At 51.9% G+C, this 20,294-nt stretch carries 19 protein-coding genes; 8 read left to right on the top strand and 11 right to left on the bottom strand.

Annotated elements, in window-relative coordinates; genetic code table 11:
* Positions 1-16: 16 nt before the first annotated feature.
* From VH86_RS09005 to VH86_RS08995, 3 genes are read right to left on the bottom strand one after another with little or no spacing between them, the layout of a single operon-like run.
* Entirely contained in the window at positions 17-1,258 is a 1,242-nt protein-coding gene (locus VH86_RS09005; protein WP_045832683.1) for an MFS transporter, read from the bottom strand.
* A 59-nt stretch (positions 1,259-1,317) separates the two neighbouring features.
* Positions 1,318-2,151, bottom strand: coding sequence for a sugar phosphate isomerase/epimerase (locus VH86_RS09000; RefSeq protein WP_045832682.1), 834 nt, complete (start codon positions 2,149-2,151; stop codon positions 1,318-1,320).
* A gap of 10 nt (positions 2,152-2,161) precedes the next feature.
* Positions 2,162-3,313: a Gfo/Idh/MocA family protein gene (locus tag VH86_RS08995; protein ID WP_045832681.1), complete on the bottom strand. Its 1,152-nt coding sequence runs from the start codon at positions 3,311-3,313 to the stop codon at positions 2,162-2,164.
* Positions 3,314-3,559: 246 nt separating this feature from the next.
* Between VH86_RS08995 and VH86_RS08990 the strand changes: the two genes are divergently transcribed.
* The gene (locus VH86_RS08990) at positions 3,560-4,198 is read left to right on the top strand and encodes a TetR/AcrR family transcriptional regulator (RefSeq protein WP_045832740.1); all 639 of its coding nucleotides are present in this window, start codon (positions 3,560-3,562) and stop codon (positions 4,196-4,198) included.
* A gap of 489 nt (positions 4,199-4,687) precedes the next feature.
* On the opposite strand, the gene VH86_RS08985 is transcribed toward VH86_RS08990, so the two are convergent.
* From VH86_RS08985 to VH86_RS08955, 8 genes are all read right to left on the bottom strand, one after another.
* Positions 4,688-5,650, bottom strand: a complete 963-nt coding sequence (locus VH86_RS08985; protein ID WP_045832680.1) for a DUF6402 family protein — start codon at positions 5,648-5,650, stop codon at positions 4,688-4,690.
* Positions 5,651-5,664: 14 nt separating this feature from the next.
* A complete protein-coding gene (locus VH86_RS25050; RefSeq protein WP_072050595.1) occupies positions 5,665-6,213 on the bottom strand; it encodes a PAAR domain-containing protein in 549 nt (182 codons plus the stop codon).
* Positions 6,210-6,596 (bottom strand): hypothetical protein, encoded by a 387-nt coding sequence (locus tag VH86_RS08980; protein ID WP_045832679.1) that lies wholly within the window; start codon positions 6,594-6,596, stop codon positions 6,210-6,212. The genes VH86_RS25050 and VH86_RS08980 overlap by 4 nt, the downstream gene beginning before the upstream one ends.
* Before the next feature lie 340 nt (positions 6,597-6,936).
* A complete protein-coding gene (locus VH86_RS08975) occupies positions 6,937-7,707 on the bottom strand; it encodes a 3-hydroxybutyrate dehydrogenase (protein ID WP_045832678.1) in 771 nt (256 codons plus the stop codon).
* A gap of 14 nt (positions 7,708-7,721) precedes the next feature.
* Positions 7,722-9,113, bottom strand: coding sequence for a GntP family permease (locus VH86_RS08970; RefSeq protein ID WP_045832677.1), 1,392 nt, complete (start codon positions 9,111-9,113; stop codon positions 7,722-7,724).
* Between the two features lie 66 nt (positions 9,114-9,179).
* On the bottom strand, positions 9,180-10,364 hold the full coding sequence (locus VH86_RS08965) for an acetyl-CoA C-acetyltransferase (RefSeq protein WP_045832676.1): 1,185 nt from the start codon (positions 10,362-10,364) through the stop codon (positions 9,180-9,182).
* Positions 10,361-11,029, bottom strand: coding sequence for a CoA transferase subunit B (locus VH86_RS08960; RefSeq protein WP_045832675.1), 669 nt, complete (start codon positions 11,027-11,029; stop codon positions 10,361-10,363). Before VH86_RS08960 ends, VH86_RS08965 begins: the two co-directional genes overlap by 4 nt.
* The gene (locus VH86_RS08955) at positions 11,016-11,735 is read right to left on the bottom strand and encodes a CoA transferase subunit A (RefSeq protein ID WP_045832674.1); all 720 of its coding nucleotides are present in this window, start codon (positions 11,733-11,735) and stop codon (positions 11,016-11,018) included. Before VH86_RS08955 ends, VH86_RS08960 begins: the two co-directional genes overlap by 14 nt.
* A gap of 146 nt (positions 11,736-11,881) precedes the next feature.
* On the opposite strand from VH86_RS08955, the gene VH86_RS08950 reads away from it, so the two are divergent.
* The 7 genes from VH86_RS08950 (at position 11,882) to VH86_RS08920 (ending at position 20,038) form a co-directional block, all read left to right on the top strand.
* Entirely contained in the window at positions 11,882-12,781 is a 900-nt protein-coding gene (locus tag VH86_RS08950) for a LysR family transcriptional regulator (RefSeq protein ID WP_045832673.1), read from the top strand.
* A gap of 649 nt (positions 12,782-13,430) precedes the next feature.
* Complete coding sequence (locus VH86_RS26115; protein ID WP_231638474.1) at positions 13,431-14,129, top strand: LuxR family transcriptional regulator; 699 nt, start codon at positions 13,431-13,433, stop codon at positions 14,127-14,129.
* A gap of 18 nt (positions 14,130-14,147) precedes the next feature.
* Positions 14,148-14,690 carry a fimbrial protein gene (locus VH86_RS08940; protein ID WP_045832672.1) on the top strand — a complete coding sequence of 181 codons (543 nt, stop codon included), beginning with the start codon at positions 14,148-14,150 and terminating at the stop codon, positions 14,688-14,690.
* A 60-nt stretch (positions 14,691-14,750) separates the two neighbouring features.
* The gene (locus VH86_RS08935; protein ID WP_045832671.1) at positions 14,751-15,488 is read left to right on the top strand and encodes a fimbria/pilus periplasmic chaperone; all 738 of its coding nucleotides are present in this window, start codon (positions 14,751-14,753) and stop codon (positions 15,486-15,488) included.
* Positions 15,460-18,021, top strand: a complete 2,562-nt coding sequence (locus tag VH86_RS08930) for a fimbrial outer membrane usher protein (RefSeq protein WP_052696589.1) — start codon at positions 15,460-15,462, stop codon at positions 18,019-18,021. The genes VH86_RS08935 and VH86_RS08930 overlap by 29 nt, the downstream gene beginning before the upstream one ends.
* A gap of 36 nt (positions 18,022-18,057) precedes the next feature.
* Positions 18,058-19,344, top strand: a complete 1,287-nt coding sequence (stbD, locus tag VH86_RS08925) for a fimbrial usher protein StbD (protein WP_045814645.1) — start codon at positions 18,058-18,060, stop codon at positions 19,342-19,344.
* Positions 19,310-20,038, top strand: coding sequence for a fimbrial assembly chaperone (locus VH86_RS08920; RefSeq protein WP_045832669.1), 729 nt, complete (start codon positions 19,310-19,312; stop codon positions 20,036-20,038). The genes stbD and VH86_RS08920 overlap by 35 nt, the downstream gene beginning before the upstream one ends.
* The last annotated feature ends 256 nt before the right edge of the window (positions 20,039-20,294 follow it).

The following is a 20,294-nucleotide window of genomic DNA, read 5'->3' as shown; positions in this document are numbered from 1 at the left end:
GGTTCTGTTCCTTCTCTCAGTGTTTTGCCAGATGCCCGGACGGCATCACATTCTGCGAACTGTTGTGGCTTCCGATAGGCAGCCGACGCACACCCAGCAGCACCACGCTGCTGCAGATGATGACGCAGGCGGCGACCAGCCAGACCGGCTGTAAGCTGTAGTGTTGTGCGTAATAACCCGCGACGATCGGCGAGATACCGCCCGCTGCCATCCCCATATTCATCACAAAGCCGATGGCTGAACCGCGCAGCGAGGGCGGCACCAGTTCAGCGGTGAGCGAGAGAACAATGGGGGTAATCGGATAGCCAAGGAAACCGAGGATCAGCACCAGCACTATCACCAGGGGGACGGAGAGATTGATTGCCATCGCTGCCATCACCAGCCCGCTAATAAAGGTAATGGCCATCAGAATGGTGCGACGGCGTTTGAAATCGCCTTTATCACAGTAGCGTCCCAGCACAAAGCCGCCCAGTGCCCCGGTAATGCCGAGCAAGCTGGCGATGGTGCCAGCGGTACCAATCGACAGATTCTTCACCTGCATCAAATAACTGGGTGCCCACAACAGGACAATCCACCAGCCTGCCAGCAGCACGAAATAGAATGCGGCCATCAGCAACACGGGCGCATGGCGGAACAAGGTTTTTAAGGGTACTTTCTCCGCTGTCTGGCGCGCTATCAGCTCGGCGGGTTTTCGGTCATTTTTCACCAACACCAAATACAACAGCGCCACCAGCATGCCCATGGCACCCGCCACGTAAAACACCACACGCCAGCCAAAGATCGGACCGAGCATGGCGCCCATCCAGGTGCCAAGGAATCCGCCAATGGGATAGCCCATCCAATAGAGCGACATGACCGTGGTGCGCTGTTTTTCGCTGGTCACGTTGGCCACTTCGAGCGAAGCAGCAGGCCAGAAGATGCCCTCACCGATGCCCGTCATCACGCGGTAAAAAATCAGGCTGGTCATGCTGCCGGCGACACCGGTTAACAGTGTCGCCAGTGAAAACATCATCAGGCCGAGAATCAGCACCGGTTTACCGCTCAACTTGTCGGCGATAATGCCAGAAATGAACAGAAAGACGATGAAGCCAAAGAAGAAGGAGGAGAGCAGAATGCCACTCTCTGCTTTACCGAGACCGAACTCTCCGGCGATCAGCCCGATGGCTGATGACACCGTCATGCGATCCACCGAGTACATCATGTAGCCAAGGCCGCACAGCACGGTGACCAGAATCATTTTGCGGGTATCTGTATTCATCTTTTCCTCGACAATGTCTGTGACCGACGAAAACAGCTTTTCAGCTCTGTCAGATACGGTTAACCGTGCGCCAGATGGCGAGCCTTGCAGGTCTTAAGCACCTCATCAGGATTCTGAGTCCACCAGTTCAGGCGGGAGAAAATTTCGACTTCATGCCATCCACAGTAACCCTGAGCTTCTACCGCTTCCCGCATGGCGCGGATATCGATAACGCCATCGCCCATCATGCCGCGATCTTCCAGCAGGTCCCGCGTAGGCGTGAGCCAGTCGCAGATATGAAACGCCAGCAGCCGTTTCAGACCCGCACGCGCGATTTCCTGATAAAACTCAGCATCCCACCAGGTGTGATAGACATCGACGGCAATCCCCAATCCGTCGTCGCCCAGCTCATCGCAGAGATCGTTAGCCTGTTTCAGCGTGTTGATGCAGGCGCGATCCGCCGCGTACATCGGATGCAGTGGTTCAATCGCCAACGGCATGCCACCCGCGCGGGCGTACTCCAGCAGAGCGCTGAGTCCATCACGCACTTGCTGGCGCGCCCCCGGCAGATCTTTCGAACCTGGCGGCAAACCGCCGACCACCAGCACCAGGCACTCTGCACCTAATTCAAGCGCTTCATCCACCGCACGCTGGTTGTCGGCCAGGGTCGCCTGGCGTGCTTGCTGATCAACGCCGGGAAACATCCCGCCACGGCAGTAGCCACTCACCCGCAGATCGTGGTGACGAATCAGCCGTGCCGCTTCAGCTAAACCGATGTTTGCCACCTGATCGCGCCACGGCGAGATGCCGCGAATCTCATGGCGCGCACAACCTTCAATGATTTGCCGCAAATCCCACTGCTGGCGCACGGTCGCTGTGTTCAGTGAAAGTTGCCCGGAATGAGGTCGATTCATGTTCGGCTCCTTAGCGTTCCAGTGATGGCACATCAACCCAGCGACGCTCTTTCCAGCTTTTCAGAGCCAGATCGACCAGTTGCAAACCCTTAGCCCCTTCCAGCAGATCCCAGCGGTACTCACCCTCGCCCCAGACGTGGCGTAAAAACAGCTCCCACTGCACTTTGAACGCGTTGTCATAGACCTGGGTATCCGGCACGCTGGCCCAGTCATCAAAGAAGTTATGTGTCTGACGGATATCCGGATTCCACACCGGCTTCGGCGTATTAACGCTAGCCTGCGTGAAGCAATCGCTAAGACCCGCTACGGCGGAACCGTTTACGCCATCCACCTGGAATGTCACCAGGTCATCACGGCGCACGCGCACGCACCAGGAGCTGTTGATCTGCACAATCGCGCCGTTGTGCAGTTCAAAGGTGGCATAAACCGCGTCGTCCGCCGTGGCGTCATAAGGTTTCTGCTGTTCATCCCAGCGTTGTGGAATGTGAGTGGCACCGATACAGCTCAGGCTTTTGATTTCACCAAACAGGTTGTCGATGACGTAGCGCCAGTGGCAAATCATATCGAGGATAATGCCGCCGCCATCCTCACTGCGGTAGTTCCAGGAAGGACGCTGGGCCGGTTGGCGATCGCCTTCAAACACCCAGTAACCAAATTCACCGCGCACCGATAACACGCGGCCAAAGAAACCGGACTCATTCAACAGGCGCAGCTTTTGTAAACCCGGCAGCCACAGCTTGTCCTGGACCACGCCGTGACACACTCCTTTTTCCCGCGCGAAATGGTACAAATCCAGCGCATCATCCATCCCCATCGCCACCGGCTTTTCCGAATAGACGTGCTTGCCTTTGCTGATGGCTTTCTTCAGTAGCGCCGGACGTGCTTGTGTGGTGGCTGCATCAAAAAAGATGATGTCCTGCGGATTATTCAGTGCATCATCGATGTTGGTTCCCCAGCGTTCGATACCAAACTCCCGCGCCAGCGTAGCGATTTTTTCCGCGTTGCGACCAATCAGAATCGGGTCCGGCATCAATCGGTCGCCATTGGCCAGCGCAACGCCGCCCTGCTGTCGAATCTGCACAATCGAGCGGATGAGATGTTGATTTTTACCCATTCGCCCGGTCACGCCGTGCATGATGATGCCCACTGGAATCTGCGCCATGTATTCACCTCAAAGTCGTTTGTGATGGAAGTAACACGTTCAACATCTATTTCAACGCTCCGTCGTTTGCTGATTCATAATCAATCAACTAACTGGTTGATGACGTCACTATAGTGGGCAGAAAGAGACCTGACTTTGATCGAATTCACATAACCAACTAGTTAGTTGAAAATTTTTGCCCTTGTTTTATGCGCAAAAAGAGGCACTATAATGCTCAGTAAAACAGTGATATGTGGGGATTCTGCTTTGGTTGATCGTGTTGCGAGTAACATTGAGGATGTCACGGATAAGCAGGTGCGGATACTGATGGCCGCGCGCGCAGAGTTCGCTGAGAAAGGATTCGACGGTGCGCGCGTCGATAGCATCGCCGAACGCGCCCATGCCAATAAGCAACTGATTTACTACTACTTCACCAACAAAGACATTCTGTTTACCCGCGTGCTGGAAGAAGCCTATCGTGACATTCGCGAGCAGGAAGCGGCGTTAAAACTCGATCATGTCCCCGCCGACCACGCTATTTTGCAACTGGTTGAATTCACCTGGCATTATTACCTGAAAAACCCCGAGTTCATTCGCCTGCTCAACAGCGAAAATCAGCTAAAAGCGCGGCATCTCAAAGATTCTGACATCACTGTGCAGATCAATCAGAGCTGGAGCAGTATCACCCAGCAATTGCTGCAGCGGGGACGCACCGAAGGAAACGTGCGCGAGGATATCGATGTGATGCAACTCAACATCAATATCTCCGCGCTGGGCTTTTTCTATCTGATTAATCAGTCCACGCTGTCGATTATTTACCAGCAGGATCTCAGTGCCAAAGCGGCGCTGGATGAGCGCCTGCGAGTGATGAAAGAGTGTATTGCTGCGTGGATAAAGCCGCACTAAAAACGATGTCGAAACCTCTGTTTAAGAGGATTTTGTAGTAGGATGAGCAGCATTAAAAAACCATACTGTCAGAAAGGGATTAGGACATATGCCTCATAATGCAGTTCCATATGCAATTGCCATTTCATCAGGCTCAATAGCAGCGTTACTGGGTGCTGAAGTAGCCAGATTTAGTATCAAGCTCCGGCGCTTTAGATATGGATATCTATCCGTCTTTCTGATTGGTCAGATTTTACTTCCACCTTACACATATGACCTAATCAATCCATATAGGGGAAATATGCCTGGATGGGGTGTATTTTTCACTCTTTGTTTTTCAGGCATCCTGTGTCTTAGCATGCTAACTTTCTATTTTTTCACTTCTTACTCCATTAAAGAATTAAGACTAAGATATTTGATAAGCCTTTTATTTGGATACTTAACCTGCGGGATAGTGATTTATAATTTCGGATAAAAACACAAAGCCTCCTATTTAAGGAGGCCAAATCTTCAACCCCAGGGTAAAGGATATACTCCACGTAACCTCACCCAATACACATCAGAAAAAACGATAAAATCTCCTCCCCGCCCCGTTTTATCTCTGTACTTTAAAAAGTCAGAGTTAAACACGTAGGCACACTTCTTTGTTTTTTTATTTAGAGTAATAGTTTTAATATTGAGTATACTGGTCACACTTTCTCCCCTGGTTAAAATTCCATCCTCAGTCCACACGCCAAGGGGTTGATCCCAGCCGTTGTCATTATTGAAATCATAGAAATCTTTTACATAGACTCCTGCATATGATGGTTCAAAAAATACATTTTTTGATGAATCACTATAGGCTGTACCTATTACTCCCACCTTCAAACTGAAGGTCCCAAGAGAACCAAATACATCATCTAAGGTGTCCCACATTAGATGAAGAGTAAAATTATCTCCCACCCCAAGGTAATTATTTTGATAATTTTGCTCTAACTCCCTGGCAGACATAGAAGGCCGACCAAGAATATTCTTTCGCCCAAAGGTGTATGCACCAGTACCATCCCATCCGAGACGCTTAAGCCTTTTGGCCGTCATTTTTAGTGCCGCAGGTGATAGTGCTCTTTCATTGAGAAGTTTTGTCACAGCATTAGCTACCCTAGGGTAGCCTATCAACCAAGACATCTTTATCGTCGTATCATCACAATGCTGATCTGGTATATACATACCTTCTGGCAACTCCCTTCCGTCCTTCCATGATTCAGGACATTTCCAGGCAGGGGAATTTAGCCATCGGGTCATAAACGAAGCAGAGCGCTTCCAACCCATTCGTGACATAGCTTTGGGGATTTGCTGTATGGTAATAGGTTCGATTGTAATTCTAGAATAGTTTTCTTTATCTAAGTAACGAGTTTTCTCTAACTTTCTTACAATGTATGTATCTTGAGTTACTGTACGGCTATTAAAACCTGCGTAGAGGTTTTTCACTCCCATAAAAGATCCCTTTTTTATATTTTTAACCGAGGCGGGGTTATAGCGAGTGTTATTTTTCGAGACTCATTAGTTCTTACATGTGATGTACTGCCAATGGCCAAGTCTGTAATGGATGATACTGATCCTTGTTCTAATACATTATCACCGGACAAAACGACATAGTTTAAACTCCCATTACCATAGTTGTTAATATGAAATTTATGATAATAATCACCAGATGACTTATTTTTATCAACTTCATTAGCAATTACCTGAGTCGATTGTTGTTGAGGTGATTTTGAGCTTCCAGTCGTTCCTATATGATAATGAAAACCTTGTGTGTGAATAGCAGAAGCACCGCATGAAGATTTATGTCCTTGTAAGACTCTAGCCCGACCATCAACCGTGTAGCTTTGCTCACCCTCAACAAATACTGACCAGCAAAAACACTTAGGACACCAAAATTTATGACCGATTAATACAGCAGAAGCTTTATTTCCATAAGTAAACGTTGGTTCACCTTCAACTAAAACTCCACCATGAGTAGTTGTATCTCCCGTCCAGATACCAGGGAGCATACTCATAGCAATCCCTCTGCCTTCATTTTTACTATGTCAGACTCATCGAACTCATAAACACCTGATGTGTGATTGCTGAAAATCACCGTACCCAGCTTCTGCTGACCGGCATCAGATATCATGTCGCCATTAGAAAGCATAGTTCCAGTAGCCGCTACGGTGAGGCTATTGCCATGCTCATCATGCTGCGCCAGTGTTGTTGATTCATCGCGAAGAACTGTGGCTTGAGATCCATCTGGGTATTCAACGAAATTCCCTTCCAGAACAGCTGGGATGCCCTGGCATGTAATTCCACAGGTACCATTTAGTGTACCGCCCTGTTTAGTTTTACCGCCGCTTATCGCTATCAGTTTCACTTCAGCTGCTTTAACGTCCTTATCACGGTCCATATATAATCCTATGAATTGAATAAACAAATATCACACATAGTTTACATGGTTTATTATTTTTTGGGTTAACGCAATTTGACATAAGTGCGATATGTATCAAAGTTCAAATGCTTAATTGCCAAACATTATCTTCAAAGTGACACTGAATCTTTCCGTACCATCACGTTACAAGATCTATACGGGAAGAATGTTTACCTGGCACTTTAATCCTACTCACGTAACGTGGACACTGCCCTAAGCAATGCGCAAGCTATTTGGCATCCAGCATCAGGTCCTAAGTTCACAGCCGAATGCATTGGCGCTGATCCTACAGTGGCTGGCGAAGTAATAGCACCACGCATCACTGCGCCAGCCAGCCGCCATCCATATTCCAGGCTGCACCGCGCACCTGCGCACCGCCTTCGCTGCAAAGAAACAGCACCAACGCCCCCAACTGTTCTGGCGTGACAAACGCCTGAGCAGGTTGCTTCTCTGACAATAACGCCAGTCGCGCGGTTTCGGCATCTTCGCCAGCCGCAATGCGTTTGTCGATCTGCTGCTGCACCAGCGGCGTTAACACCCAGCCCGGACAGATGGCGTTGCAGGTGATCGGTGATTGTGCGTTCTCCAGCGCGATCACTTTTGTCAGCCCCACCACACCATGCTTCGCAGCAACATAGGCCGCTTTCTCTTTCGACGCCACCAGGCCATGCACGGAGGCGATATTGATGATGCGCCCCCAGTGACGTGCCTGCATGCCTGGCAAGACGGCGCGACTGGTGTGGAATACCGAGGAGAGATTGATAGCAATAATCGCATCCCATTTCTCAATCGGAAATGACTCCACCGGCGCGGTGTACTGAATACCGGCGTTGTTCACCAGAATGTCCACCGCACCATACTGCCCTTCTGCCCACGCTATCATCGCGGCGATTTGCTGCGGATCGGACATGTCTGCCGCGTGATAATCCACTGTTGCCCCGGTGGCAGCGATAAGCGCTTTCGCGTGTTCCACTTCGCCAAAGCAGTTGAGTATTACCGTGGCGCCGGCCAGTGCCAGTTGCTCAGCAATACCTAATCCAATTCCGCTGGTTGAACCGGTCACTAGTGCCACTTTTCCTGCTAATTGCATCGATTTATCCTCCTTCAGACAATGCCGGTGAGGTAAAACACCCCAATCACAAATAGCACTGCCAGACTTTTGATAATGGTGATGGCGAAGATGCCACCATAGGCTTCTTTATGGCTTAGACCGGTGATCGCTAACAGCGTGATGACGGCGCCATTGTGTGGCAGTGTATCCATCCCGCCGCTGGCCATGGCCGCCACACGGTGCAACACTTCCATTGGAATACCCGTGGCCTGTGCCGCCTGCACGAAGTGTTCAGCCATTGCCGCCAGCGCAATACTCATCCCGCCCGACGCCGAACCGGTGATCCCCGCCAGTACGGTAATGCTGATCGCTTCATTGAGCAGCGGGTTGGGAATCGCCTGCAGTACGCCAGACAACACCACAAAGCCCGGTAACGCGGCGATCACCGCACCAAAACCGTATTCGGAGGCGGTATTCATCGCCGCCAGCAATGCACCCGCCACCGCGGTGCGGCTGCCTTCCGCCAGACGACCGCGAATATTGCGCCAGCCGAAGATCAATACCACCAGAATGCCGCTCAGCAATGCAGCCTGCACGGCCCAGATCGCAGTACTTTTGACGATATCAGTCACAATGGGCGTGGGATTACCCGGAAGCGTGACACTGCTGTGCGCACCGTACCAGGCAGGAATCCACCAGGTGAAGCAGAGATTGAGTACCCCAACCAAAATCAGCGGCAGAATGGCAATCGCTGGATGCGGCAGTTGCACATTCTCAGCGGTTTCCGGCTCATTCTTCAGGTTGGTTCCGTACTGCTCGTTGTTCGCTTGCGCCTTACGGCGTTGCCGATCCAGCCACAGCAAGCCCACCACAATAATGAAGAGTGAACCGATCAACCCCAACCATGGCGCAGCCCAGGCATTAGTGCCTAAGAAACTACCAGGTATGATGTTCTGGATTTGTGGCGTGCCGGGCAGTGCATCCATGGTGAAGGAGAACGCACCCAGTGCCACCGTTGCCGGAATCAAGCGCTTAGGGATATTGCTCTGACGGAACAGTTCTGCGGCAAACGGATAAACGGCGAACGCCACCACAAACAGCGATACGCCGCCGTACGTCAATAGTGCGCACACCAGCACAATCACCGGGATGGCATGGCGACGCCCCAGCAGCGTAATCGCCGCCGTGACAATTGAGCGTGAGAATCCGGATAGCTCAATCAATTTGCCAAAGATGGCGCCCAGCAGAAACACCGGGAAGTAGAGCTTCACAAAGCCCACCATCTTTTCCATAAACAGGCCGCTGAACACCGGTGCGACCGCAGCCGGCTCGGTTAACAGCACCGCTAACAGCGCGGCAATCGGGGCGAACAAAATTACGCTATAGCCGCGATAGGCGGCTAACATCAGCAACCCAAGCGCAGCGAGGGCAATAACGACACTCATGTTGCTTCCTTATTATTTTGTCGGGTTGAAGGTAAAAACATTGCCAAAAATGGGAACCGGTCCGCCTCAATCCGGACGTTCAACTGCCAGAGCGACGCCCATGCCGCCACCCACACACAGCGTTGCCAGACCGCGCTTCAGCTCACGCTGCTGCAAGGCATGAATGAGCGTCACCAGAATGCGGCAGCCGGAGGCACCAATCGGATGGCCCAGCGCAATCGCACCGCCGTTGACATTGACACGCTCCGGCTGCCAGTCGAGCGCTTTGCCCACCGCCAGTGCCTGCGCGGCAAACGCTTCGTTCGCTTCGATTAAATCCACTTGATCCAGCGTCCATGCCGCCTGCTCAAGGGCTTTGCGGCTGGCGGCCACCGGGCCAATGCCCATCACTGCCGGATCCACTCCGGCAATGCCGCTTCCGGTTAATCGCGCCAGCACCGGCAACCCTAATGCGGCAGCGCGCGATGCGGACATCAGCAGCACGGCGGCTGCACCATCATTCAGGCTTGAAGCATTGCCAGCGGTGACGCTGCCGTCCTTTTTAAACGCCGGATGCAGGCGCGCCAGTCGCTCAATTGAACTGTCCGCGCGTGGTTGTTCATCTTCACTGATCACCCGCGTTTCACCTTTGCCCTGTTCCACCGTGACAGGCGTGATTTCGGCACGAAAAACGCCTTGTTGTTGTGCCGCCACCGCTTTCTGCTGGGATTGCAAGGCAAAGGCATCCTGATCGGCACGGCTGATGCCATATTCTTCGGCCAGATTCTCGGCGGTGATCCCCATGTGATAATCGTTGAACGCATCCCACAGACCATCGTGGATCACGCTGTCCATCAGCTGACTGTGCCCCAGACGGCAGCCGCCACGCGCGTCAGGTAGCAAATAAGGCGACTGGCTCATGCTCTCCTGACCGCCCGCAATGATGATGTCAGCGGCACCGCTTTGAATCGCCTGCGCCGCCAGAATCACCGCTTTTAATCCCGAGCCACACACCATGTTCAGCGTGCTGGCAGGGACGCTATAAGGCACACCCGCCGCTATGGCCGCCTGGCGCGCGGGGTTTTGCCCGCATCCGGCGGTGAGCACCTGCCCCATCATCACCTCATCGATCAGCGCGGGATCGAGCGCGGTCTGATTCAGCAGGGCTGCGATCACCTGCTGGCCCAGCGACGCCGCGGTAAGAGACACGAGAGCACCATGAAAACGGCCGATTGGCGTACGGGTGGCTGCGACAATCACACATTCGTTCATAGTGCCTCCTGGGATAAACGCATTTCACGGACATCATCAGCGATGCGTAATTGCCCGGCCGTCTTTGCACGGATTTCATCGATCGAGACGCCCGGCGCATACTCACGCAGCACAAAAGCGCCCTCTTCGATTTCCAGCCAGCCCAGTTCAGTAATGACTTTTCGAATGCAACCGACGCCGGTGAGCGGCAAGGTGCATTCGGACAGCAGCTTTGATTCGCCATGCTTAGAAGCGTGCGTCATCATCACGATGATGTTTTCCGCACCCGCCACCAGATCCATTGCACCGCCCATGCCCTTGACCATTTTTCCGGGGATCATCCACGACGCGATATTGCCGTTGACGTCCACTTCCAGCGCACCCAGCACCGTCAGATCAACATGCCCCCCACGAATCATGGCGAAGGACTGTGCAGAATCGAAGATTGCCGCACCTTTGCGTGCGGTCAGGGTTTGTTTGCCCGCGTTGATCATGTCGGCATCCAGCTCAGCTTCAGTGGGAAACGCCCCCATGCCCAATAAACCGTTTTCCGACTGCATCATCACGTCCATCCCCTCAGGTACGTAGTTGGCGACCAGCGTCGGCATCCCAATACCAAGATTGACGTAATCGCCATCGCGCAGCTCCTGAGCCACGCGCTGCGCCATTTGTTCACGCGTGAGCATGTGCGCCTCCTTCACTCAGGGTGCGTTTCTCGATGCGTTTTTCGAAGCTGCCCTGAATCAGGCGATCAACATAAATGCCCGGCGTATGGATCGCGGCCGGGTCCAGCTCACCCGGCGCCACAATCTCTTCAACTTCAACCACGGTGACGCGAGCGGCCATCGCCATCAGTGGGTTGAAATTCTGCGCGGTGTGACGATAGATGACATTGCCATACCAATCCGCTTTCCAACCTTTCACAATGGCGAAATCTCCGCGAATTGCCTGCTCAAGGATGTAATGTCGTCCATCGAATTCTCTGACTTCTTTGCCTTCCGCCACGGGCGTGCCGTAGCCGGTGGCGGTGTAAAATGCCGGTATCCCGGCGCCGCCTGCGCGCACTTTTTCTGCCAGCGTGCCCTGCGGCGTGAGAATCACCTCCAGCTCACCACTGAGCATCTGCTGTTCAAACAGCGCGTTTTCGCCGACGTAAGAGGCGATCATGGTTTTAATCTGCTGATTTTCCAGCAACAGGCCGAGGCCAAATCCATCGACACCACAGTTGTTCGAGACCACGGTCAGTCCCGTTATCCCCTGCTGGCGGATCTGGGCGATGAGATTTTCTGGAATACCGCACAGGCCAAATCCCCCCGCCAGCAGTGTCATGCCATCTTGCAATCCGGCCAGCGCCTGCTGATAACTGGTGACGCGTTTATCCAATCCTGCCATTGCTGTACATCTCCTCAGCTCACTGAATAAAGCCATCCTCGCGTCACAATAATGATTTGTTAATTTTGTTTTTATTGGCCTTTCATTTATTTTTTTTATTAATATTCCATTAATCGTTGTTTTACATAAAGTTAACAAATTAAAAAATGAAAATGACTATCAAGCAGTTACGTGCATTCTTAGCGGTCGCTCACACTTTGAGTTTTGCCCAAGCCAGCGAACGCCTGGCGATTTCGCAACCGGCGTTAAGCCTGGCGATCAGCGGACTTGAAGAAGCGTTGGGCGGACCGTTATTTATGCGTACCACGCGCCATGTTTCGTTGACCCCGGAAGGTGAGATTTTTTTCCCGATGGCGCGACGACTGCTGGCAGACTGGGAAAACGCCGAAGAGGCAATGCATCTGCGTTTCACGCTGCAGCTGGGAAAAGTGTCGATTGCCGCCATGCCCTCGTTCGCTGGCAACTTGCTGCCTGCGGTGCTGAAGGCCTTTCGTCAGCGCTATCCAGGCGTCAATATCTCGGTGCATGACGTAATAAATGAGACAGTGCTGGAGATGGTGCAGGAGGGGCGTGTAGAGATGGGCGTCGCCTTTGAACCCGAACTGGCCGATGCGCTGCACTTCACCCCGCTGGGCAGCGACCGCTTTGTTGCCGTGGTGCCCGCTGATAGCCCGTTAGCGGATAAGCCACAGCTGAGCTGGCGTGAACTGCTGCATCTGGATTTCATTACGTTGCAACGCCCTTCAGCGGTGCGTCTGCTGCTTGAGCAGTCACTGGCTCAGGCAGGCAGAAGACTCGACGTTGCTTACGAGAGTCATCAATTGGTCACCGTGGGAAAAATGGTCGCCAATGGTTTGGGGGCCAGCGCCGTACCTGCACTCTGCATTCAGCAGATGCGAGAACTCGGCGCGGTTTGTGTACCGCTGGTCGCGCCACACATTGAGCGACGAGTAGGTATTTTGCGATTGAAGCAACACCAGCTTTCCCACGCTGCCTCCGCATTAGCGCAAACCATGCGTGACGAATGTCGCTGGCCCGACTTGTAATGTCGTTTAATTCACAACATAGCCTCAACCAGACAATATTTGTTTCGTTTTCCTGCCAGGAAAACAGGTTATTCATTATGATTGATATGAACACCCGCGATTAACAATTGATTTAAAAAAGCAAAATAATTCATCGATAAATCAGGGTTAAGGGTCAGAGCATTCATCCGCTTTGATTAATTACATTAACCAAAGCAGTCGCAGGTCTGCTAATCGCATGTCAAAGAATACATCCATCTGGACATTTTAGGATCAAATCCGCCACGCATTAGGTGTAAGAATATTCTTAATAGAGATAAATATCCCCTTCCGCAAGGTGAACTTCATTACTCCATTACCTCGCTGCATCACACTTCATAGATTTGAGGCAGTTTCCATTACTTAAACACCAATTAAAAGCCCTAAAAAACCACTTATCACATTGAAAATGCCTCGGTTAATCACTGCCGAAGATTAAATTATTTAGCAATTAATGCTATCTGATTTTTGATCTTAACCACTGATTTTCTCCATTAATCCTGGAGGAATTAGAAAGTTCTTAACTCGATAGAGGTATGAAGCGATGACTTGCATGCCAAGTGAAGAAAAGACAATGACATTTTAAAGAAACGCTATCCCGTACAACCTAAGACTTTTCTGAGGACAGGAAATGACTGAATTTCTTAACTCGTTGAATAAGAACAACTATCCTGCCAGGATATCCGCAGCTCTTACAGGAGCGGATGAGTTTGTTATGAAAAATACAACACGAGAGGACTTACGCTGTGCCAGTTGTAAATATGGCTGCCAGCTGACGAACCGAAACAACGATATTCTTAATCGCTGCCCGATACAGAAAATTGCGATTTGGCCGGGGAACAACCATTACCTGATTAAAGGTGTGTTGTCATTAGTGGCCGGTCGCTATGAAAGTGTGTTTTGCCGGGGATGTATATTCGTTGATTTTTCGCGAGAAAACTTACGTTATCTCACCAATAAAAACTGGATTGATTATTTGAAATCCACCGGACTCACAATCATTTTAGTCTCCGATCGTCCACTGGCTGCTCTGGCTGCACATTGGATAAAGAGAGAGGGAATCCACTCGGTTATTTATTGTGAAGATCGGTTAGAGGATATCAAGAAGGTGATTAACAGTACCTATTATGGTTTAAAAGGAGGCACAACAAGGAGAGTTAATGCACTGTCGAATGAGGAAGTCACCTTTCTGGATTTAGCCTTAAAAGGGAATTCACTTTCTGCCATTTCGATAGCAATGAACCATGAGATGAAAAAGATCTACAACATCAAAGATTCGATTCGACGGAAGACCGGTACCAGCCTTAATCAGCTGATCTCGGGTCACTAAGTAAAAGGATTAAACGAAATGACGCAAACACATAAAACACTGCTTTCACTGGTTATCACCAGTGTACTGTTCTCGGCCTCTGCGGGTGCAGCTTCCGATAACACCATTAACTTCCAGGGTGAAGTCTCTGATGAAACCTGTTCCATATCGGTGAATGGCAATGCGGCCTCACCGGTGGTGCTGATGCCCACCGTGAGCAAATCCGATCTGGCGGCCAGTGGCAATGTTGCCGGACAGACGGCCTTCACCGTCGGTTTGACCGGATGCACCGCTAACTCCGCTTCATCGACAAAAATTTCAACAGTATTTGTCGGTAATAACGTGACGGCCAATGGCAACCTGGCGAACACCGGTACTGCGCAGAATGTTGAAGTCCAGCTGGTGGATAGCAAAGACGCCGTGATCAACCTGACGGGAGGCTATACCGGCGATGGCGACCTGACCCTTGCCGCCGATGAAACCGAATCTTCAGCGACCTATAACGCACAATATTATGCCAATGGCGTCGCGGCCGCGGGTACCGTGGCTGCTTCATTACAATACGCGGTGACTTACCAATAATAAATCCTCAGCGTGCGCCCGGCTATTCGGGCGTACGTAGATTTCCACGAGACCCTGCGTATGTATTTACGAAATATTTTTGGTGCTTTATTGCTTAGCACAATGTCAGCGACGGCGACTGCAAGCGTCACGCTGTTGGGCAGTCGGATTATTTATCCGGCGCCAGCCAGCTCCATCAATATTCAATTTAAAAATGACGATAACATTCCCTATGTTATTCAGACCTGGTTTGATGATGGCGATATGGATGCCGAACCACAGCAGATTAATCGCGTACCCTTTATTACCACTCCACCGGTATTTCGTATTCAGCCGAAATCAGGGCAGGTCGCGCGTATTGTCCTGAGCCAGTCAGAGAAACTGCCGCAGGACAGAGAGTCCGTTTACTGGTTTAACATGCTGCAAATTCCGCCCACATCACAGGCTGCCGCAGATAAAAATGCCATGACGGTGATGCTGCGCAATCGGGTGAAATTTTTTTATCGCCCTGCGGCTATAGGCAAACCGGGAAATATTTTAAACGGCATAAAAGTCCGTGCTCTTTCTGATCCTCATAAAGGCAGCGGACTGCAGATCGATAATGCGCAGCCCTGGCATGCTTCATTCGTCGCTATTTCGATACGCATGATGGGGAAAAACGTTGAGTGCGAACCCGTGATGGTTGCCCCCTTTTCCACACATACCTGCTGGTTCAGTCATACCAAACAACGCTTACAAGGTGTAGGCAGCGTCAAACTCGACGCGATTAACGATCAGGGAGCCAGAATAAGTGAAAGTTACCCCATCAACTCCCAGTGAATTGAAACTCCCCTTATTCGTGCTGACCGTTTCATTCTATTGTTCAACGCCCGTCTATAGCGATGAATATTATTTTGACCCGTCGCTGTTTAAAGGCTCGGCTTTCGGTCAAAACATCGCGCAATTCAACCAAAGCGAGTTGCCAGCGGGCCATTATCTGGTCGACGTTTATTTAAATAATAGACTCGTGTCATCCAGCGTGAAGCTGGAATTTTTGCCCTCCGCACCAGGGAAAGCGGTAGAGCCGTGCTTGCCCTTTGCGTTGATTAAGCAGATGCAGTTAAAAAACAGCACGCGGCAAATAGCTCATCAATGCGCTCCCCTTAGCGACTGGACGCCGCAAGGCAACTGGGATTTTGATGCCGCCGCATTACGCCTGAATATCACCTTGCCCCTGTCAGCGCTTAACCGCACGCCACGTGGCTATATTCCACCCGAACAGTGGGATGCCGGGATGACGGCGTTGTTCCTGCGCCATAACACCAATTACACCTGGACAGAAAACAGTGCTGCCGCCTACCGCTATCAATACCTGTGGAGCGGGATCACCGCAGGCACCAACATCGCCACCTGGCAGTTGCGTCATCAGGGCAATCTTCGCTACCTCAGCAGCAGTCTGGGTGGCAGCAGCTATCGCTACAACAAGGTGCGAACCTGGGTACAACGGCCGTTAGCGTCGATCAATAGCCAGATCTCCCTTGGCGATAGTTACACTGACAGTTCGCTGTTTGGCAGTCTGCCATTTAATGGCCTGAAACTCGCCACTGACGAACGTATGTGGCCGCAAGGCAGGCGCGGTTACGCTCCTGAAATCCGCGGCATCGCCACCACTAACGCCCGGGTGGTCGTGAAACAGTTGAACAAAGTGATCTATGAGACGGTGGTGCCGCCTGGCCCGTTTATTATTGATGATCTCAACAACACTCGCAGCCAGGGAGATTTTGAGGTTGAGGTGATTGAAGCCAACGGTAAAATCGCCACCTTCACGGTGCCCTACTCCTCGGTTCCTGATTCGGTGCGTCCGGGCAACTGGCATTACTCGCTGGCCCTGGGCCGTGTCCGCCAATATTACGCCGTTAATAATGCTTTCTTTGAAGGCGTGATGCAGCACGGCGTGAGCAATAGTTTGACGGCAACGTTCGGTTCACGGCTGGCGGAAGATTACCAGGCGTGGCTTCTGGGCGGTGTCTGGGCAACCGGCGCCGGTGCATTAGGTCTCAACACCACGTTTTCCCAGGCAAAGGCAGAAAATGACCAGCGCACCTCGGGCTGGCGTGCAGAGTTGAGCTACAGCAAAACCTTTCAAACTGGCACTAACCTGGTACTCGCCGCCTATCGATATTCGACTCGAGGATTTCGCGATTTGCAGGATGTGCTAGGGGTTCGGCGCCAGCAACAAGCGGACATCAGCTACTACTCAGACTCGCTTAACCAGCGTAATCGCTTATCGGCGACACTCAGCCAGTCAATGGATGCGTATGGCCTGGTCAGTTTAAGCGCCAGCACGGCCGACTATTATAACAATCAGTCACGCATTACCCAGTTGCAGTTCGGCTATAGCAACAGCTGGCGCAATATCAGTTACGGTATCAACGTGGCGCGTCAACGCACCTGGTGGAATACCCAGCAATTCAACGTGAGCGTCAACGATAACCTCGACAGCAGCCGCCAGCAGCGATACAGCGAAAATACCCTGTCAGTGAATATTTCAGTGCCGCTTAACTGGGGCGCGGGGCTTTCGTCTGTGGCCTACAACTACAACCAGTCAAAACAGAGCCAGTCTTCGATGGTGTCACTGACCGGTTCAGCAGGCGAACAGCGCGATTTCTCCTATTCGCTCTACGGAGGAACTGAGCATTACCGCAATGGCGTCAACGGAGAAGCAAGCTCTTTTGGGGGCAACCTGCAGCAAAACACCCGTTTTGGCGCAGTCCGCGCCAATTACGGCCAGGGTGATCACTATCGCCAGGTCGGTTTGGGTACGTCTGGCACTTTACTGCTGCATCGTGGCGGTCTCACCGCTGGGCCTTACACCAGCGATACGTTCGCGTTGATCCAAGCAGAGGGCGCGCAAGGTGCGGCGGTTCAAAACGGGCAAGGTGCAATTATCGACCGCAACGGATATGCGCTGTTGCCTTCACTCACTCCTTATCGTGAAAACACGGTCAGCCTTGATACGTTGCACATGCGCGCCGATGCCGAGTTAAACGGCGGAAGCCAGCGTGTGGTTCCTTACGCTGGTGCCGTGAGTCAGGTTAGTTTTGCCACCTTACGCGGCACCGCAGTGTTGATTTCACTGAATACCACCGAGGGGATGGCACCGCCGATGGGCGCCGAAGTGCGTGATGCCTCCAACACCGTGATTGGCGTTGTCGGTCAGGGAAGCCAACTTTACGCGCGCGTACCGCATGACTCCGGCAGTCTGCAAATCAGCTGGGATGGCAAAACTCAACGCTGCGCCGTCAATTATCAAATCACCGGAAAGGCGCAACAGGCGCTTATCCTTCTCAATGGTATTTGCAGGACGCTATAACAAGTGAAAATTAACTCCCTCCTGGTTGTGCTGCTGATGCTGCCCCTGACGTCATGGGCTAATTGCATCAAAGTCACCAGTGCTTCATCACTCTCTGCCGCCGCTAAAGCTGCGGGCTATACCGCAGCCTCCTGGACAGGTGCCTGTGACACCTGCTCTGGCAACGTAGGATTGCCTTCAGTAATCAGTATTAACAGCGGCACCTCATTTCAGCCCGCAGGGGCATTGCTGGCGAGTTCAGTGGGCTCGTTTCTCAGCGCCGCCAGCAACACCGCTTACAGCCCCAATCAAATCCTCTACCGCTGTGCGGTGGCGGATGCAGGCAGTCTGTATGAGATGTACGCCACCAACGGCGACAGCGCCTATGCCGGCATGTACGCCAGCAGCGAGGTCAGCGGGGCTTATTACGACGTGGCGAAAAACGTGGCGGTGCGCATGACCAATCTGACCACCGGCGAGTACTACAGTCGTTACTGGAAGTCACGCCAGTTTACCGCTGACAGTTGGTACTCCGACGGCACCTACATTTACATTCCGGCCAGTGCGTTTAGCAACGTGCTGTACGAGATGTTCAAAATCAGTTCAACCAGCTATTACGCCAATGGCGATAACCGCTATAGCGATCTGTGGACGCAGCCGCGCGGCTACATTGCGTTTAAAGGCCCAGGTCTGGACACCAACAGTCTGGCGGTAGGCCAGGACAGCGCCAGCTATTGGTACGGATTTTACGGCAACTGGCCCGCCGCCTGGAGCACTTATCGCAACGTGACCTATGTGCGTGGCGCGCTGTGTGAAGTACAAAACTACCCTTCTGTAGTGCTGTTGCCGACCATCAGCGTGAATGCGCTCAAGGCGGGCGGCAGCAGCCAGGTACCGTTTTCCATCTCATTGCAGTGCGAAACGGGCGCGCGATCCAGCACCAGTACCTCCACCAGCACTGCCGCCAATGTCGCGATGGGCTTGCTGGTGAATCAGCCCAATGCGGTGACACAGGCGACACAGTTAGGTTTGACCACCAGCGGCGGCGGATTAACCTGGCTGCTGGATAATCAATATGGCAGCAGCGGCGTGGCCTCGGGTGTGGGCATTAAAATTTATAACGCCAGTGGTTCTGCCATTAATTTATTGCCCAACCTCGCCAGCACTGGCAGCGGGAATACGCGCGGCTGGTATGCCTATACCGATCTCACCTCGCTGGTCTCTTCCGGCAGCAGCAATATTTACAGCGGTGATTTTTTGGCTTCGCTCGAAGCCTTAAGTGGACAAACAGTGACAGCAGGGACAGTCAATGCGCAGTTGCAAGTGGTGGTCAGTTTTCAGTAACACATTGGCGTTGAGCAGCCTGTTATTCGCCGTTCACGCCATAGCCGTGGTGAATGTGGATAGAACACGCATCATTTTTAATGCCGATGAGAGCAGCCAGACGCTAAATATAAAAAACGGTGCTGATACCCCCTCCGTGGTGCAGATCTGGAGCGATGACGGTGATGTGATGCAGTCCCCGGAATTGAGTACTGCGCCCATTTTTGCCATGCCGCCGATGATGAAACTCGCACCCGATGAGCAGCGTGCGATTCGTCTGGTGCTTACTTCACGCCAGTCACTGCCGGAGGATCGTGAGAGCCTTTACTGGCTGAATATTTATCAGATTCCCGCGCTGAGCAGGCAAACCGGCAGCGCCGAACAAAAAATCCTGTTGCCGTTGCGATTGCGGCTTAAGGTTTTTATCCGACCGGCGGCGCTAGGTGCGCCTCAGCCTGAAGATGTGCAGAAGCTGCGATTTGTCGTGCACGATCGTCAGCTAACACTTGAAAATCCAACCGCGTGGTATATGAGCTTACGCTTACAGATTACCAATAAGCTCAAAGTGGATGATGTGCTGGTGGCGCCTTTTACAAAGCAAACCCTATTATCAGCACACGCCTTACTTCCCAGCGAGACGGTCCAGTATGAAGTTATTGACGATAGGGGCAATCCAGTGAGTTTCACTACCCGCACATTTGAACAGGACCATTAATCAAGGGTAATAATTCTGTCCGCAGACTCTATCGTGCTTTTTCGGTGCGCAACAATGATGCGCGTGATGTTGAGTGCCCGAATTGCACGGTTCACACTTGCTTCGTTTATCATTCGACACGATCGGGGAAATCTAGCGGTAAAGCTGTAGATAAAAACATTAGTACGAAAAGGGATATATTTACGACTACATGCCAAAGGTTTGGCCGTGTTCATCAAGCCATCATCCATAGTGGTAATCAATCAGCGTGTCAGAT

The sequence above is a fragment of the Pantoea sp. BL1 genome (genome assembly GCF_000963985.1).
Lineage (GTDB): Bacteria > Pseudomonadota > Gammaproteobacteria > Enterobacterales > Enterobacteriaceae > Pantoea > Pantoea rwandensis_B.
The sequence above is the reverse complement of the archived record's forward strand: the minus strand, read 5'-3'. Positions and strand labels throughout refer to the sequence as shown.